This window comes from Nocardiopsis sp. NPDC006832, assembly GCF_040635885.1.
Taxonomy (GTDB): Bacteria; Actinomycetota; Actinomycetes; order Streptosporangiales; family Streptosporangiaceae; genus Nocardiopsis.
The window spans coordinates 24094-40495 of the sequence record NZ_JBEYLC010000019.1; the positions used below are offsets into that span (position 1 = coordinate 24094).

15 protein-coding genes are annotated in these 16402 nt (G+C 69.6%); 6 read left to right on the plus strand and 9 right to left on the minus strand.

The features are described 5' to 3' along the window. Positions 1–505: 505 nt before the first annotated feature. The 8 genes from ABZ717_RS11715 to ABZ717_RS11750 all read right to left on the minus strand — a co-directional run bounded on the left by ABZ717_RS11715 (position 506) and on the right by ABZ717_RS11750 (position 7727). Positions 506–1444, minus strand: coding sequence for a DMT family transporter (locus ABZ717_RS11715; protein ID WP_358508477.1), 939 nt, complete (start codon positions 1442–1444; stop codon positions 506–508). Positions 1445–1679: 235 nt separating this feature from the next. Next, positions 1680–2210, minus strand: coding sequence for a hypothetical protein (locus tag ABZ717_RS11720; protein WP_358508479.1), 531 nt, complete (start codon positions 2208–2210; stop codon positions 1680–1682). A gap of 115 nt (positions 2211–2325) precedes the next feature. Continuing rightward, the gene (locus ABZ717_RS11725) at positions 2326–3333 is read right to left on the minus strand and encodes an ATP-binding cassette domain-containing protein (RefSeq protein ID WP_358508481.1); all 1008 of its coding nucleotides are present in this window, start codon (positions 3331–3333) and stop codon (positions 2326–2328) included. A 3-nt stretch (positions 3334–3336) separates the two neighbouring features. Next, positions 3337–4110 carry an ABC-2 family transporter protein gene (locus ABZ717_RS11730; RefSeq protein ID WP_358508582.1) on the minus strand — a complete coding sequence of 258 codons (774 nt, stop codon included), beginning with the start codon at positions 4108–4110 and terminating at the stop codon, positions 3337–3339. 118 nt (positions 4111–4228) lie between these two features. Continuing rightward, on the minus strand, positions 4229–5035 hold the full coding sequence (locus tag ABZ717_RS11735) for an ABC-2 family transporter protein (RefSeq protein ID WP_358508483.1): 807 nt from the start codon (positions 5033–5035) through the stop codon (positions 4229–4231). A gap of 175 nt (positions 5036–5210) precedes the next feature. Continuing rightward, positions 5211–5990 (minus strand): SDR family oxidoreductase, encoded by a 780-nt coding sequence (locus tag ABZ717_RS11740; protein WP_358508485.1) that lies wholly within the window; start codon positions 5988–5990, stop codon positions 5211–5213. A 97-nt stretch (positions 5991–6087) separates the two neighbouring features. Beyond that, the gene (locus ABZ717_RS11745; RefSeq protein ID WP_358508487.1) at positions 6088–6717 is read right to left on the minus strand and encodes a DAK2 domain-containing protein; all 630 of its coding nucleotides are present in this window, start codon (positions 6715–6717) and stop codon (positions 6088–6090) included. Positions 6718–6731: 14 nt separating this feature from the next. Then, positions 6732–7727 carry a dihydroxyacetone kinase subunit DhaK gene (locus ABZ717_RS11750; protein ID WP_358508489.1) on the minus strand — a complete coding sequence of 332 codons (996 nt, stop codon included), beginning with the start codon at positions 7725–7727 and terminating at the stop codon, positions 6732–6734. A 287-nt stretch (positions 7728–8014) separates the two neighbouring features. Here ABZ717_RS11750 and ABZ717_RS11755 point away from each other — a divergent pair, with 287 nt between their 5' ends. Beyond that, complete coding sequence (locus tag ABZ717_RS11755) at positions 8015–9232, plus strand: DUF418 domain-containing protein (RefSeq protein ID WP_358508491.1); 1218 nt, start codon at positions 8015–8017, stop codon at positions 9230–9232. Positions 9233–9383: 151 nt separating this feature from the next. On the opposite strand, the gene ABZ717_RS11760 is transcribed toward ABZ717_RS11755, so the two are convergent. Continuing rightward, positions 9384–10370, minus strand: a complete 987-nt coding sequence (locus ABZ717_RS11760) for a CHRD domain-containing protein (RefSeq protein WP_358508493.1) — start codon at positions 10368–10370, stop codon at positions 9384–9386. Between the two features lie 251 nt (positions 10371–10621). Here ABZ717_RS11760 and ABZ717_RS11765 point away from each other — a divergent pair, with 251 nt between their 5' ends. The 5 genes from ABZ717_RS11765 to ABZ717_RS11785 all read left to right on the plus strand — a co-directional run bounded on the left by ABZ717_RS11765 (position 10622) and on the right by ABZ717_RS11785 (position 16334). After that, positions 10622–11866 carry a hypothetical protein gene (locus tag ABZ717_RS11765; RefSeq protein WP_358508495.1) on the plus strand — a complete coding sequence of 415 codons (1245 nt, stop codon included), beginning with the start codon at positions 10622–10624 and terminating at the stop codon, positions 11864–11866. A gap of 228 nt (positions 11867–12094) precedes the next feature. Further along, positions 12095–12859, plus strand: coding sequence for a L,D-transpeptidase family protein (locus ABZ717_RS11770; protein WP_358508583.1), 765 nt, complete (start codon positions 12095–12097; stop codon positions 12857–12859). A gap of 87 nt (positions 12860–12946) precedes the next feature. Further along, complete coding sequence (locus tag ABZ717_RS11775; protein ID WP_358508497.1) at positions 12947–13693, plus strand: protein phosphatase 2C domain-containing protein; 747 nt, start codon at positions 12947–12949, stop codon at positions 13691–13693. A 467-nt stretch (positions 13694–14160) separates the two neighbouring features. After that, positions 14161–14610, plus strand: coding sequence for a hypothetical protein (locus tag ABZ717_RS11780; RefSeq protein WP_358508499.1), 450 nt, complete (start codon positions 14161–14163; stop codon positions 14608–14610). A 461-nt stretch (positions 14611–15071) separates the two neighbouring features. Next, positions 15072–16334: a multidrug effflux MFS transporter gene (locus tag ABZ717_RS11785; protein ID WP_358508501.1), complete on the plus strand. Its 1263-nt coding sequence runs from the start codon at positions 15072–15074 to the stop codon at positions 16332–16334. Positions 16335–16402 lie beyond the last annotated feature (68 nt).

The following is a 16402-nucleotide window of genomic DNA, read 5'->3' on the forward strand; positions in this document are numbered from 1 at the left end:
CACCTCGCGCGCCGCGGTGGGGGGCGCGGCGCCGTGCCCGTTCCGACTGCCTGTTCGCGCGGTCGCGGGCCGAAGGAGGGTGCCCACGGGCTCGGGCGGGTTCGGCTCGCGTGGGCCGGTCGGTGCGCCTCGGGCGCCACCAACAGGATGGTCCGCTCCGGCGGGTCGATGGTGCCGTCGGCTGTCGGGCACGTGGTCGGCCGGAGCGGTGACGGGCCGGCCCATGAGGGGCGTCACCAACGCGGGAGCATGGCTTCAGGCGGCTCGTGCGGCACGAATGAAACTCTGATCCGTTCGTTTCGTCACCGCCACCTGAAACGCTCCATGCATGCCAGGGGCGACGAAACAGCGCCTACGCAATGTGCTCGACGTATCACGATAGTGACGAAACAACGCAACGAAAACGCGTTCGAGGCCACCGTCGAAACGGAGAGGGAGGAGGTGGGCCCAGCTCTCCGCAGGGGTGCGAGGGGCTACTTCGAGGGCCTATCGGGGTGAGGCCCGGTCAGGGGCGGCGGTCGAGACCGGACCAAGGCTCCGACTTCGCAGATCCGGGTTCGCAGGTCTCGGAAAGGGGGCCGGACGAACCATCGGAGCGGACGGTGAGCAACCGGATCCCGTGTGCGGCGACCAGAGCGCAGACCACGGCGGTCACCGCGCCGGGAACGCCGCCGGCGTAGGTCTCCCCCATGAACGCCACACCCACGACCGCCGCCGCCACCGGATTGGCGAGCGTGGTGATGCCGAGCGGCGCGCCCAGATCCATACCCTGGTAGGCGGCTTGGGCCAGGAAGAGCCCGAAGACCGCGATCACCGGGGTGGCCAGGGTCGCGGGGTGGACGAACGCGGTGACCCCGAAGTCTCCGAAGGCCCACACGGCGGTCTTCACCGCGGCCGAGGAGACCCCGAACGCGACCCCGGCGGCCCCGGCCAGCAGATAGCTTCGCCAGGCCATCGAAGGAATCCTGCCCGCCAACCAGGCGACGGCGGAGATCAGCAGGACCGTGCCCGCCCCGACGAGTACGGAGTCCGATTCCGACATCACCCCGCCCACGTCCCCGGTGACGGTGACCGCGAGCAGGACGCCCAGGGCCACCATCGTGAAGGCGGCCCCACGCCATTCCGCCGAGCTCACCCGCCGGTGCTCCAGCCGGGCCGACCAGGGGATACCGAAGACCAGGACGAGCACGCCGAGGGGTTGCACCACGGTGAGCGGGGCGAAACCGACCGCCGCCACCTGGAACCCGGCACGACCTCCGTTGAAGACCAGTGACACCCACCAGAGCGGGTGCCGCAGCAACAGACCGAACTGCCGTCCTCCTGTGAGCGGCGCGGAGAGCCGGACCGCGAGCCTGCGTTGGGCCACGGCGGCGACCGTGTACGCGACACAGGAGAGCACACCGAACGTGACCCCGAGCCACATGCCGTAGGAGAGCAGCGTCATGTGCACCATTTTCCCGGTATGGGGCGAAGCGCGGCAACCGGACGGCTGAGAGGTGGTGAAGGTGGTGGGAGGGCACGCCGAGGCGCGCGAAGAGCGAAGCTCCCCATACGTCCGCGGTAGGCCGAACACATCGGGCGAGGACAGGCCGACTCTCACCCTGTGGACGACCGGTCCGTGGCCCGAAGGCCGAACCGGTCGGTGGCTCGGTGACTCTGTGGCTCTGTGGCTCGGCCGATCAGCCGCCGGCGAGCAGGGCGCGGTCGATGACGGTGCCCTCAACGTCCGATCGTCCGACGTTCTCCGAGTGGAGGGGATCGTCTTCGACACCGGTGGCGGCGAAGTAGCGGCCCGAAGCCGGGAGGAACGCCATCACGGTGGCCACCACGACCGCCGCCACGTACACGACGGTGTGGACGACCCGGAGCGCCAACGCGGCACCCGGGCCCTCATAACCGAGGCCGGCGAACACACCCAGGCCGGACAGCACCCCCAGCCCCATGGACGCCAGCACGCTCACCAGGCCCACACCGGTCATCAACACCACGAGCGTCACCCTGGACCAGTGGTGTCCCCTGGCGAACCAGACGACCAACAGGGCGGAGAAGGTGTAGAGCAGCCCGCGGACCGACAGGGCGAGCCACGGCACCGCGGCGCCCTCCGCCAGCCCGGGCGCCACCGCGAGGGAGGTCTCGATGATGCCCGCCGCGATCGCCGACGCCCACAGGAACGTGGACCAACGCACCTGGCTCGGAAGGGTTCTGTCCATACGACCGAGTCTTTCGGGTGCCGTACTCGGATTCCATGGTGGTGATACCACCACCACGCGTGGTGCCCACTCCCCCACCGCGTCCGAACGCCACGTCACATCGCGTCCACACGCTTCAGGCTCCGTCCGCCCGCTCCACCGGTACCGTCCCTCGATAGAGCGACGACACCACCGTCTCGATGTCGGGTTCGCGCAGGGTCAGGTCGACCACCTCGTGCTCCCCGGCCACCTCGGCGATCACCCTGGCGGGGTTGTCCCGCAGCTCCAACCACTGCCTGGGCCCCTCTACCCGTACGGTATGGGCCCCGGGAACCTCGATCCTCGGCGCCGGAGCCGCCAGGTCGACCACCAGGACCCGCGGTACCGGCACGGTCGCGCGCAGTTCGGGAAGGCCGCCGTCGAAAGCCAACCGACCGTGGTCGATCACCATCACCCGGTCGCACAGACGCTCCACGTCACCCAGGTCGTGCGTGGTGATGAGGATGGTGGTGCCCCGCTCGGCGTTGGTCCGCAGCAGGAACTCGCGGATGGTCGACTTGCTCACCACGTCCAGCCCGATGGTCGGTTCGTCCAGGACCAGCAGCCGTGGAGCGTGCAGGAGGGCGGCGGTGAGGTCGCCCCGCATGCGCTGGCCCAGGCTGAGCTGTCGGACCGGCGTGTCCAGGAAGGGACCGAGTTCGAGGAGTTCGGTGAGCTCCGCCAGTCGTTCCGCGTGCTCGCGTTCCGGTACCCGGTACAGGTGCCGGGTCAGGGACAGGCTGTCGCGCAGGGGAAGGTCCCACCACAGGGTGGTGCGCTGTCCGAACACCACCCCGATCTCCGCGGCCAACCGGGTGCGCCGGCGGGCCGGTTCCAGGCCCGCCACCCGAACGGTCCCCGAGGTGGGGGTGAGGATGCCGGTGAGCATCTTCATGGTGCTGGACTTCCCGGCGCCGTTGGGACCGAGGTATCCGACGATCTCCCCGGCCCGGACCGTGAAGGTGACGTCGCCGACCGCGCTGACCCGGCGGCGGGTCCGGCGCAGGAACGGGCCTTCGGACAGGACGAAGTCACGTCCCAGACCGACCGCCTCGATGATCGGTTCTCCGGGTGCCTCACGGTGGAGGGTCTCGTTCGGGGTCATCTCTCAGCTCCCGGTGGATCGGTAGTGACGCAGCCCGAACCGCCAGGTGAGGGCGGCGCAGACACAGAGGAGGACCGCGACGACCGGCCCGAGGTAACGCAGCTGCTCGGGCATTCCGAGGGGGTCGGGGCGGTCGAGGACGAGCAGTGCCGGCTGCCAACTGATGAAGGCCAGCGGCACCACGTAGGTGACCGAGCGGACGATCTCCTGCCCGTAGATCGCGATCGGGTATTCGGTGAGGGCCTGCCCTCCGTAGGTGAGTGAGTTGGCGGCCTCACGCGCACCGGCGATGAAGAACTGCAGGCATCCGGTGATCACCCAGATCGCGGCGCAGATCAGCGTGCCGGAGAGCACCATCAGGACCAGCAGTCCCACCTTGGCCACGGACCACTCGACGTCGACCTCGGACAGGGCGACCCCCAGGATCGCCAGGGCCGGGACGACCTTGCCCAACCGTCGCGGTGAGAACTCGTCCGCGGCCACCTGGACCAGTGGGGACACCGGCCGGATGAGCATGGTGTCCAGGGTCCCCGATCGGATGTGGGTTCCCAGGCGTTCCACCGAACCCGCGAACATGTCCGCGGTCCCGAAGGCGCTCGAAGCCAGCCCGAACACCAACAACCCCTCCATCACGCTGAATCCGGCTAGGGTGCCGGCGTGGCCGAACAGGATCACCACGGCGCCGACCTGGGTGAGGACGCTGACCGTGACGGCCAAGGACATGAGCACGAGGGAGAGCGGATACTGCGCGAAGGCCCGAACCCACAGCCAGGCCAGCCGCCGGTAGTCGGCGAACGGCCGTAGGAGTGTCGTGGCGGTGTACCGGACCCGACCGGTCCGCCCACCTCCGGGCTCGGACCACCCGTCCCCGGGGATTCCGGCGCGGCCCTTGGTGTCAGCCACCCTGGATCACCACCCTGCGCGTGGCCGTGGCGGTGATCCAGGCCCCCAGACCGAGCAGCACCGCCGCCCACAGCGCCTGGAGGGCCAGACCGCTCAGAATTCCACCCCCGGGCAGTGACTCCTTGCCGAGCAGGATCTCGGCGGGGATCTGCACCATCGACGCCCACGGCAGCAGCCGTAGAACGTCTCCGATCGCCGGTGGGAACAGGGGCAGCGGCAGGATCATCCCCGCGAGGATCGGCCCGACCAGCCCGGCGACCGCCCACACTCCACGGCTGTCCAACATCCAGAACCCGCAGAGCGAGTACAGGTAGCGCAGGGCGAAGCCGACCAGTGCGGCGAGGACCACCGAGGTCAGGAACGCGAGCGCGCCCGTGATCTCGTAGGGCAGCACCGTGTCGAACAGGACCACGCCGACCAGGAAGGTCGGCACCCCGCGGAAGAGGAAACCGCAGGTGGATCGGCCCAGGTCCTCTGACAGGCACCACCCCTGGAGGGAGATCGGGCGGAGCAGGTCGTTGGCGACCTCACCCGTGCGGATGCGCTCGGCGAGGTCGAGTGAGGGACCGGTGTGGACGATCATGGTGACCGTGATGAGCATCTGCCCGACGAACACCTGGGTGACGGCGTCGGAGGCGTCGTACCCATTGATCTGTGGGCGCGCGGAGAACACCGCGAGCAGGACCATCGCGTTGATGGCGCCGAAGACCGAGTTGGTGATGAAGCCGGCGACGAGCGCGGCACGGTAGGTCGAATGGCGGCGTAGCCCTCGGGCGTACACCGCGAAGTGGACACGCACGGGCGCGACTCCCCTTGACGGCTGAAGAACGTGCAATCGGCACGTCCCTGGGCCAGGGGGCCAGGTCCGGGTCGCCTAGAGGAAGCGACGTTAGCACAACGGGTAACGCCCCCACCCATGATTTCGGGAGGTCCGGAAACGGTGGGGCGCGTGGATTCTCGTCGACGTACCGAGGTCAGCCGCGGCCCGCGAAGGGCATCTCCCGGGCCATCACCGTCAGGGTGGGCACGTTGACGTCCAACGGCAGGGACACGATGTGCGCGATGGTGTCGGCGACGTGCGCGGCGTCGATGGTGGGTTCGGGGCGCACCGAACCGTCGGCCTGGCGGGCGTTGGCACCGAACCCCGCCGTCATCGCGGTGGCGGCGTTGCCGATGTCGAGCTGGGTGCACGCGATGCCGTGACCACGCAGGTCCAGGTTCATGGAGGCGGTGAGTCCGCTGATGGCGTGCTTGCTCACGGTGTACGCCACGCTCGACGGCCGGGGCACCCGCGCCGAGATGGACCCGTTGTTGATGATCCGGCCGCCCCGGGGTACTTGATCGCGCATGAGCAACGCGGCCTCTCGGGCGCAGTACAGCGCCCCCGTGACGTTGGTGTCCAGGACCTCCCGCCAGTCCTCGTCGGTGACCTCGTCCACCGACGCCGCGGGCCCGAACACACCGGCGTTGTTGAACAGCACGTCCACGCGACCGTGTCGTTCGCGCACCGCCCGGAACAACGACCGCACCGAGTCGGGCGAGGTCACGTCGGTCTCCACGACGATCGCCCCGGGACGGCCCTCGGCGGTCTCCGCCAAGGTGGTGGCACGACGGCCCGCCAGGACCACCGAATGACCTTCGTCGAGGAGGCGTCGCGCGGTGACGCGGCCGATCCCCGCTCCGGCCCCGGTGATCACGATGACCTTGTGGTCGCCCCTGTGGTCGCCGCCGGCATCGGCCCTGGTCTCGCTCATGCCCGTCCCTCGCTCCCGTTCCGCGTGCTCGATCCGCGTTCTCAGTGTTCTCGGTCCGCGGAACGGGAGGTTATCGGCCCCGGGGCACACCCTCTCCTCAGGCCCCCTCGGCGCACTCGAAGAACCACGCCACGGCCACCGCGCCCGGGTCGAGCACGTCCTGCGCGCGTTCGCCCAGGTAGCTGGCTCGTCCTCGGCGCGCGATCATCCCACCGGTGGAGTCCGCGCCCGCGCGGGCGGCTCGCGCCGCGTCCGACACCGCCTCCCGCCAGCCGACCGTGGAGGTCTCGGTGAGCGCGTCGGTCGCCGGCGCCATCGCGTCCACCATGGTCTTGTGCCCCACTTCGGCCTTGCCGAGCCTGCGCACCGCCCCGGTGGCCCTGCCGAAGGCCGCGCCCAACTCCGGCACGTCCCAGGGCGCGGAGGGTCCCGAACCGAGCCGACCGAACCACAGCCCGAACAGCGGACCACTGGTTCCACCGGAGGCGAGGAAGGCGTCGGACACGGTCTGGAACACCTGGGCCGGGTGGTCGCCCTCGATCCCCGCCAACCCCTCCCGGCCCCGCTTGAGCGCGGAGGAGATGTTCCATCCGAAGTCGCCGTCACCGGCCTTCCGATCGAGTTCGGTGAGCTCGTCGGCGTCGGCGATCACCCGTTCGGCGAACGCGAGCAGCCACGTCCTGGTCTCCGCGCCGGTCAGGTCGGCCGCGTTCCCGTCACCCGTCATGTCCACCACTCCCGTCACCACACCAGCGCCGGGGTACGCACCGGCGCGTCCCAGAACTTCACCAGGTCGTCGCTCAAAGCCGTGAGCGTGATCGACAACCCCTTCATGTCCAACGACGTCACGTACGGGCCGACCAGGGAGCGGGCGACACCGATCCCCCGCCCGTCCAGGACCCGTCGGGTCTCGCGGGCCGCCACTCCGAGTTCGAGTCCGTGGGTGGCGCCCAGTCCGTTGACGATCGCCAGGACCGAGTCGCCACGGCGCAGCCCCACCGACTCCACCAGGGGCGTCACCAGGCTCTCCACGAGTTCCGCGGCACCGGTGGTCGGTCTGGTCTCGATGCCGCGTTCACCGTGGATGCCCACGCCGAACTCCATCTCTTCGGGCTCCAGGTCGAAGGAGCGCCGTCCGGTCATCGGGTTGGTGCACGCCTCGAACGAGACACCGAGCGTCGCCGACCGCGCCACCACCTGCCGGCCCAGTTCCCGCACCTCGACGACGGGGGCACCCGCCTCGGCCGCCGCTCCGCAGATCTTCTCGACCGCGACCACGGCGGCGGTTCCGCGCCGGCCGGGTCCTCCCTCGTCCTCCTTCTGCGTGGCCAGGTCGTCATCGACCAGCACCTGTTCGACCCGGTGCGTCTCGGAGAGGAGTTCGGCGGCGATGGAGAAGTTCAAGACGTCGCCGGTGTAGTTCTTGATCACCATGACCGTTCCCTCACCGGTGTCGGCGGCCTGGATCGCCGCGCGCACCTGAAGGGCCGTGGGACTGGCGAAGACGTCCCCCGGCACGGCCGCGTCGAGCATGCCCTGGCCGACGAAGCCGGTGTGCAGGGGTTCGTGCCCGGAACCACCGCCCGACACCAGCGCGACCTTGCCCGTGGCGGGCACGCGCCGGGTGACGAACAGTGGATCGGTGTGCACGTCGACCAGGCCGCCGTGGGCTTCGACGAGCCCCTCCAACGCCTGTTCGACGAGGGTCTCGCGCTCGTTCATGAAGAACCGGCTCATGCCGCCTCCCGGATCGTCGAGGTTCTGGCGGGGCACCGCGCCGTGGGCCTGACGGGGCGCCCCGCCCACACGACCTACCCGCTTTCGACGGCTCCCCACTCCGAGGCCCTCCCGTCGGTCGGATCCGATCGTGGCCGACCGACCTACCGTGGCGGCCCCGATCCGGCCGGTCGGCCGGCCTGCCGACCGATGCGCCGGCCCCCTCCCCGGATGGAGACTGAGGTCCGCCGGCAGCACCCGGCCCGGGAACACATCGATCGAGATCGACCGAGAGAGGACATGTCGACATGTCGGCACCGACGGACGGTTCCACCGGTTCCGTGATTGCGCCGAGGGCGGCGCGCAAACTCGCCCCCGACCTGGCGCGCGGCGTCATGCTGCTGCTCATCGCCATGGCCTACGCCGGTGTGTACTCCGGGGTCGGATTCGGTGTGGACGTGTCCGGCGAACCCGTCCAGGACCGGATCGCCGCCCTGTTCACCACGCTGTTCCTGGACAACCGTTCCTTCCCGATGTTCGCCATCCTGTTCGGCTACGGGATGGCCTGGATGGTCTCCCGGCAGCGTGCCAAGGGCACCTCCGACCAGGAGGTCCGCGGGCTGCTGCGACGACGGGGCTTCTTCCTGCTGTTGTTCGGCGCCGTGCACGCCTTCCTCGTCTTCCCCGGCGAGATCCTCACGTCCTACGGTCTGGCGGCGCTGGTCACCGGTTGGCTGCTGCTGCGTTCCGACAAGGCGATCGTGCGGGCGGCGGTGGTGTTCGCCGTGTTCTACGCGATCACCGTGCCGGTCGCGATGGTCGGGATGAGCGTGGGCAGCGCGACGCAGGGACCGGAGGCGTTCGCGCTGCCCGGATACCTGACCGTCGAGGACTGGATCGGCCGCGTGGTGGGGCTGCCCTTCGGCCCGGTGTTCATCGCCTTCGCGTACCCGCTGCTGCTCTTGGTGGTCCTGGGCTACCGGGCGAGCCGCGCCGGGCTGTTGGACGACCCGGCCGCGCACAAGGGGCTGCTCACCAAGATCGCGGTGATCGGTATCGGCGTGTCGGTGCTCAGTGCGGTGCCCTCCGCCCTGACCGCCGTGGGCGTGCTCTCCCCGGACGTGATCACCGAGGGGTTGTACATGGCCCTCCAGGTGCTCACCGGGGTACTGGGCGGCGCCGGTTACGCGGCCCTGTTCGCCTTGTGGAGCATCAGGCTGGACCGAACCCAAGGCCCACTGACAATGTCCGTCGCCGCCATGGGCAAGCGTTCGCTCACCTTCTATCTCCTGAACTCGGTCCTGGTCGCCGTGGCCCTGCACACCCAGTTGGTGGGATTGGGCGACGCGGTGGGCGCCGCGGGGGCTCTCGTGGTGGCCGCGCTGGCGTGGTCGGTGAGCCTGCTGGTGGCCGCCTTCCTGGAATCACGCGACCGCCCGGGCCCCCTGGACCAGTTGATGCGGCACTGCGTGTACGGAGGGCGTCGGGCACGTCGCCTCGCCGTCGAGAAGGGTGCGTCCTCTTAGGGGATCAGGCGGCCGCCGAGGCTGCGAGCCGCGCCGCGGGGCATGACGGCGTTCATCCGTGACCGGTCGGGGCCGTGGCGGGGACCCGATCGGTCGGGGCCCCGCCACGTCGCCTCACGGCCGAAGGTCGGGCCGTCTTGGCGCGGATCGGTCACTCGGTGCTTCCACCACCGTCTTCGGTGCCGCTGCCGCCACCGGAGCCTTCCCCGCCTTCGGTGCCGGTGTCTCCACCTTCGGTGCCGGTGTCACCCTCGGAGCCGCTACCGTCACCGGATCCACCGCCCTCTTCACCGCCTTCGGTGCCGGTCTCTCCACCTTCGGTGCCGGTATCGCCCTCGGAGCCGCTACCGTCACCGGATCCACCGCCCTCCTCGGACCCACTGCCCTCTTCACCGCCGGAGCCTTCACCACCGGATCCCTCACCGCCGGAGCCTTCACCACCACCGCCGGAGCCTTCCTCGGAGCCGCTCTCCTCGGCCGGGAGCTGACCGCGGACCGCCCCGTCCGGGTAGTCGGCGGTGTGCGTGTCGACGTAGAAGTCCTCGGGACTCTCCTCGATCTGGGCGACGGTGAAGCCCTCACCGGTGTCCGTGCCCGCTTCCGCGTCCTCCTCACCGGTGGTGAAGGGTCCCTGCACGCAGCCGGAGCCGACCAAGGTGCCGTCACCCTGGTCCTGCGGGTCGGGGAAGACCACACGCGGCGGACCGAACTCGCCTTCGGCCGCCTCATGAAGGTGGGTCGCGGTCTCGGCCGAGCTCTCGAAGGGTTCGGTGACGCCGGAGAACTCGATGTCGTAGCAGATGATCTCCTCATCGCTGTTGAGCCGCAGTCCGAAGGTCCCGGTCGCGCCCTCCTCACCGTCGACCGGCTGGTTCTCGGCGTCCACGACCATGTCCGGGGTCGCGTCGACCGTGAACTCGCTGGTGAACGTCTCGGGCTCTTGTACCTCCTGCTCGCCGCCCCCTTCGGAGCCCTCGGTCTCCTCCGTTCCGCCCGTCCCCTCGGTCGCCTCGGCCTGGTCCGTCGGCTCCATCCCCTCGGTCTGCTCCGCGTGCGCGACCGTCGACTGCGTCGCGGCCAGTAGACCCGCGGCGGCCGCGGCCATCGTCACGGTCATCCGACCCACCGTCATCCTCATGTCCGCTTCCCCTCATTCGGCGAAATGTGCACGGACCCTCCTTTATGCAACGGAACTCGCTCCCACATTCACTCTGAGTCATCAACTCTCGGCAAAAACACCACATCTCCGCATCGTGGAACTGGCGTTCGGCCCGCTTCGTACCCTCGAACCGCGGGAACGTGTTCCCCAGAACCCCGCGCCTCGGGCGGTCATCGGAACGTGGTGGGACGCGGCCCGGTATCCCGCACCCGAGTGACGAGAGGGACATCTTGACGGCAGATCTCGACCAGGCATGGCGGGCCTTGGAGTCCGGTGACGTGGGCTCCGCGGTGAACTCACTACGCGGCCGGGCGGACGACCTCCGCCCGGCCGACGTCGGGCGCTTCGTGGGCGCGGTCGGGCGCGCGGCGAACCTCCCCGACCTCAGTACGGCGGCGGAGGCACTCGTTGAACGGCCGGACACCCCGCAGGCCTGCTACGACTTCGGTTACGCGTGTCTGGAGGCGGGCCTGCCGCACCTTGCGGTCCCCGCGCTGCGAACGGGCCGGGTGAACGCGCCGGAGGCCGTCCCGATCCTGTGGGAACTCACCTCGGCCCTGGAGGACCTGGAGCGCCACGAGGACGCCGCACGCGAGCTACGGGCCTGGGACGGCCCACTTCCGGACTGGCCCGGCGGATACCTCCTGGCGTACAACACGTTGTGCTCCGGCGACATCGACGCCGCACGCGAGCTCCTCGACCGTCTCTCCACCCCCGAGGACGAGTCCTGGGATCTGGCCCATCACCGGATCGCCCTCATGGTGGAGAGGGCCGAGGCGGCCCGGGAGGCCGGCCCCATGGACCACCGTGATCTGCGTGGATGGCATTTCGCGCTGACGGGCGCTGTCTTGGGCCAGGTCTCTCCGTATGGTTTCGACGAGGGGATGACCGGACGCTTCGCCTATCTCGGCGACGGCTACGAGAGCTGCCGCACCGGAATCGCCGATCTCGCCGCGGTCCTCACCGCCGGCGGTCGCGTTCCCGACGCGGTGATGCCCTTGCCGGACCGTTCCAGCCTCATCCTGGGGCTCGCCACCGCACGGCTACTCGACCTACCCGTGGTCCCCATCGAACCGGAACGATCCGACGCCCTGGTGGTGGCCTACGACCTCACCGACACCGACATGGAACTTCGTCGGGCCCTCGTTCCTCGTTCGCCCGGCCAGGTCCTGTTCGAGCACGCTTCCTGCTGGACCGACCCACCCGGTGTAGCCGCCGACGTGGTCTCGGTGCTGCACCAGACCGTGAACCCTCCCTGGGGCGAGAGCCTGCGCGTCGTGGACGGCGACCTCGACCGGAAACCGGTCGACGAGCGTCCCGAGGAGGAGATCGCCGAGGAGATCGTCGCGGCCGAACCGCAGGAGAGCGAACCCGAGGTGGTGTCCTTCACCGAGGCGGTGGCGCGGAGGTGGGCGGACGGCCCGAGGCTGCCCTCGATGACCTCCGGACCGGTGCGCAGCTCCAAGTTCGCCTGAGTTCCCGACCCGGCAGGTCGGGTCGGTGGATAGGGCCGGCAGGTCGTCGTGGCATCGAATCGAAGCGCCTTGGGCCACCGTCGATCGACCGTCCGGGCGGGCCATGTGTCTCGATTCTCCGGCCCTGGAACGCCATGACCTGCGATGTCGATTCGAGGTCGATTCGAGTTATTCACAGCTTCCGGGGCGAAGGCCCGGGAAACCCGAATCTATGGGTAAATGGAACGTATGGTCTCCCCTCGATCACTCTTCGCAAGGAACCCCGTCCGAACGACCCTCCTCCTCGGCCCGGCCTGCGCCCTGGCCTTGGGCGCCTCCCTGATCGCCTCCCCGGCACACGCCGTACCGGCCCCGGCCTCCACCTCGGCGGCGGCCCCGTCCGCCACCGCGATCACCGCGGACCTGCGGCCCGGTGACTCCGGTGAGCAGGTGCGCGCACTCCAGGAACGGCTGAACGAACTCGGCTACTGGATCGACGGTTCGGACGGCGAGTTCGGCATGCACACCGAACACGCGGTCCTGGCCCTGCAGAAGGCCGCCGGCATCGACCGGGACGGCATCGTCGGCCCGGCCACCCGCGGCGCCCTCGACGAGGGCACCGTCCCCTCCGCCTCCTCCGACTCCGGCGCGGTGGTGGAGATCGACCTGGAACGGCAGTTGCTGCTGGTCGTCACCGACGGCGAGGTCCAGCGCGTCATCCACACCTCCACCGGTTCCGGTCAGCCCTACGAGGGCTCCGACGGCGACGAGCGGATCGCCGTCACCCCGGAGGGCTCCTACCCGGTCTTCCGTGAGGTCGACTCCTGGGACCCAGGGCCCTACGGAGCGCTCTACCGACCCAAGTACTTCAACGGCGGCATCGCCGTGCACGGCTACCCGAGCGTCCCCGCGCAGCCGGCCTCCAAGGGTTGCGCCCGGGTCAGCCTGGCCGCCATGGACTGGCTGTGGGAGCAGGGTCACCTGGACATCCACGCCACGGTCCTGGTGCGCTGAGCCGATCGTCCACGCGGGGTCGGCCGGTGTGATCCGGACGACCCCGCCGACACGGATGCGGGCCCTTGTCCCGGGTAGGACCGCTTCGTGCCCTTCCTCCTCGCAACCGAAGCCGGTACCCCCGACCGTCCCAACGAGGACTTCGCCGCGGTCACCACCACGTCCGCGGTGCTGCTCGATGGCGTCAGCGCCCCGCGGGACGAGGACAACGGTTGTTCGCACGGGGTCGCCTGGTACACACACAGGCTCGGGGCCCTGCTGTTGGCGGGGATGGAGTCCGGCCTGCCGATGCGTGAGGCACTGGTGGAGGCGATCACGGCCGTGTCCACCGCGCACTCGGGAACCTGCGACCTCACCGTTCAGGAGACACCTTCGGCGACGGTGGTGGCGGTCCGGGTGCGCGACGACGCCCTGGAGTACCTGGTGTTGTCCGACTCCGTGCTGCTGTCCCAGGCCGACGGTCGGATCCGGGTGGTGGCCGACACCCGTCTCGACGACCTGCGTCCACGTGTGGGTCCGGGTACCGCGATCAGGGCCTGGCGCAACGTTCCGAACGGGTTCTGGACGGCGGGCGCCGATCCGCGGGCCGCCGAAGAGGCGCTGACCGGCACGCTGCCCCGGGCGCCTTTCCTGGCGATGACCGACGGGGCGAGCCGGTCGGTGGAGGTCTTCGGTGACCTCTCCTGGTCCGGGATCTTCGAGCTGGCCCGGGAACAGGGCCCCGCTGCCCTGTTGAAGCGGGTGCGATCCCTGGAAGGGGCCGACCCCTCGGGTCTGCGGTTCCCACGCGGCAAGGTTCGGGACGACGCGACCGCCCTCTGGTGGAACCCCTGATCCTGGAACCGATCGTGGTGGGACCTTCGGCCATGGAAGCCCTAGTTTCGGCCAGGCCTGATATCCAGTTTCGGACTTTCAATTCCATCCACGAGAAAGATCGTTTTCTCGACACGCCAGAGTGAACAGGGAAAAGAAAGTTACCGACATTGCAGACGTTTTTGTCGGTGCCCCAGATCACCTTTGCGCCGGTTTCCTAGAAAAGTCCCCAACGGGACGTCACGTACCGAAGCTCCCCTGCACGAAAGAGACGTACGCCTCCCGTGAACCCAGGCGGCAAGCGCTTTCGCGCGTCCTCTTCATCCGGTACATTTCCCTGTAACCGATCGGTCGGTGTTCCCGCCACAACATCCCAATCCGACGGTCGACGTTCACGAAACACCCTTGTCCGCGCTCGTGTCGTACGAGCGCGGGAGTGCCCTTTCCATGCCCTTGGCCGTCATCACGACAGCCGAAAAGGAGACCGAGTGAGTGTCCCAGACCTCCTCGAACCGACAGGCCCGAACCGTTCGCTGCACAGGTCCGGTCGGGTGGCCCGTGTCCGGGTCGACCTCATGAGCACGCCCACGACCGACACCCACTCCGAATCGGAGCAGCGCCCCAACCCCATGGAGGCCCGCGACCCCGCGGAGTTCCTGCTGACCATGCGCCGCTACCTCGCCTGGGCCGGCGACTGGTCCTACCTGGAACTGGAGTTCAAGTGCGGCGGCGTGGTCAGCGCCGAGAAGTTCCGCCGGGCCCTTGAGGGGACCGAACTCCCCGGCTACGTGTTCCTGATGGCCTTCGTGACCGCCTGCGTCGGCACCGACGAGGGCGAACGTCTGCGTTGGGCCACCTCCTGGCACCGGCTGCGCCGCGCGGCCCGTGCCGCCGAGGACGCCCGGCTGCGCGCGACCTCGGAGCAGGACGAGAGTTGACCACTCGCCTGGGACCGTGACGGGCACCGGCCCCAGGCGACATTCCCCTTGGAGAGCGCGGTGGGTCCCGCGCCGAATCGTTCGGGCGGTACATCCCCGAGCCGGCGACCGGTCGACCCCGCGCGCCCCCACCCCTTCCGCCCCGGAGTCCTGAGCGGCACGGCCTCTTCGATCGGCTCCGAAGCGCGACGAAGGGCACCCCGCGCCCCGACGAACAGGTGAGTGAGCGCGCTCACGAGTACGGGAAACCCGCGGTGGCGGGGTTTGCGGGCCTGTGGTTCGGATCACCGGGAATCCTTGGTCAAGTCGGGATCACCATCCCTTGGACATCCGTTGCACGCGGAAGTGTCCCCACGTAGGGCACGTCCCAGGTGCCCCACCCGAAGGTGGCTCACGGCGCCGACCCAACACACGACCCCCAGGTCGCCCTGTACCTTCTTCCACCCTGTTCTGGAGAGCTCGTGAGCCTGACCACTGTGCGCCCGAACGCGCGTCCGAACGAGCGGCCGGACACCGCCGTCGCGACTCCGACGCGTCCCGCCGCCCTGCTCGTTCTCGTCCTGGCCGCGCTGTCCGCCATCGGGCCGCTCGCCACCGACCTGTACCTGCCGGCACTCCCGCAGATCGCCGCCGACCTGGGGTCTACCGAATCCCGGGTGAAGCTCACCCTGACCGCCGTCATGGCCGGTCTGGCCCTGGGTCAGTTGGTCGCGGGGCCTCTCAGCGACCGTTGGGGACGCCGTATGCCCCTCCTGGTCGGGACCGGTGTGTTCACCGCGGTGACCTTCGCGATCATGTTCGTGACGTCGACCGAGACGTTCATGGTGCTGCGGTTCATCCAGGGGCTGGCCGCGGCGGCCGGCCTGGTGGTGTCCCGCGCGGTCGTGCGAGACGTGTTCCACGGCGACACCGCCGCCACCTTCTTCTCCCGGTTGATGCTGGTCACCGGGCTGGCGCCCATGCTCGGACCACTGCTCGGGGGGCAGCTCCTGTACCTGGGTCCTTGGCAGTTGATCTTCGGGACGCTGGGCCTGGCCGGTGCTCTCACGTTCGCGCTGGTGTACTTCTCCCTCCCGGAGAGCCTTCCCGAGGAGCGTCGCACCAGGCAGGACCCGCGTGTGCTCGCCCGGACCTTCATTCAGCTGCTGCGCGACCCCGGATTCATCGCACCCACCGCCGTCCTGGCGTTGAGCTTCGGGATGAGCTTCACCTACATCTCGGCGTTCTCCTTCGTTTCGCAGAACCAGTTCGACGCGACCGCCCAGCAGTTCAGTCTGGTCTTCGGGGTGACCACGCTCGGGATGATCCTCGGCAACCAGGTGAACGTGGCGCTGATCCGACGGATGGAGCTGCGCCGCCGGCTGGGCGTGGGGCTCCTGGGCGCCATCGCCTCGGTGCTGGTCATGGGTCTCCTGGCGGTCTCCGGACACGCCGACCTGCTGAACATCACCGCCGCGCTGTTCGTGATGATGCTCTTCACCGGGCTGATCTCGCCCAACGCCACGGCGATGGCGCTCTCCGGGCAGCCCTCGGAGATCGCCGGAACGAGCTCGGCGCTGCTGGGCACGCTCCAGTTCGCGGTGGGATCCGGTCTCGCGGCCACCGCCGGCCTGACCGGCGCCGCCACCCTGGTCAGCATGACCACGGTGATGCTGCTGACCGCGGTGGGCGCACTGGCGGTGTTCCTGTACGCCGCCCGTCGCACCCCCGCCCCGGCCGTCTGAACGGACTCCGAACCCACCGGTCACGGCCCCGACCGGTGGGTTCGGGGCCCTCCCACCTACCCTGAGGG

Excerpts from the sequence above, each read along its gene's own strand:
- ABZ717_RS11715 (WP_358508477.1), bottom strand. The coding sequence starts at position 1,444 with ATGACGCTGCTCTCCTACGGCATGTGGCTCGGGGTCACGTTCGGTGTG.
- ABZ717_RS11720 (WP_358508479.1), bottom strand. The coding sequence starts at position 2,210 with ATGGACAGAACCCTTCCGAGCCAGGTGCGTTGGTCCACGTTCCTGTGG.
- ABZ717_RS11725 (WP_358508481.1), bottom strand. The coding sequence starts at position 3,333 with ATGACCCCGAACGAGACCCTCCACCGTGAGGCACCCGGAGAACCGATC.
- ABZ717_RS11740 (WP_358508485.1), bottom strand. The coding sequence starts at position 5,990 with ATGAGCGAGACCAGGGCCGATGCCGGCGGCGACCACAGGGGCGACCAC.
- ABZ717_RS11745 (WP_358508487.1), bottom strand. The coding sequence starts at position 6,717 with ATGACGGGTGACGGGAACGCGGCCGACCTGACCGGCGCGGAGACCAGG.
- ABZ717_RS11750 (WP_358508489.1), bottom strand. The coding sequence starts at position 7,727 with ATGAGCCGGTTCTTCATGAACGAGCGCGAGACCCTCGTCGAACAGGCG.
- ABZ717_RS11755 (WP_358508491.1), top strand. The coding sequence starts at position 8,015 with ATGTCGGCACCGACGGACGGTTCCACCGGTTCCGTGATTGCGCCGAGG.
- ABZ717_RS11760 (WP_358508493.1), bottom strand. The coding sequence starts at position 10,370 with ATGAGGATGACGGTGGGTCGGATGACCGTGACGATGGCCGCGGCCGCC.
- ABZ717_RS11770 (WP_358508583.1), top strand. The coding sequence starts at position 12,095 with ATGGTCTCCCCTCGATCACTCTTCGCAAGGAACCCCGTCCGAACGACC.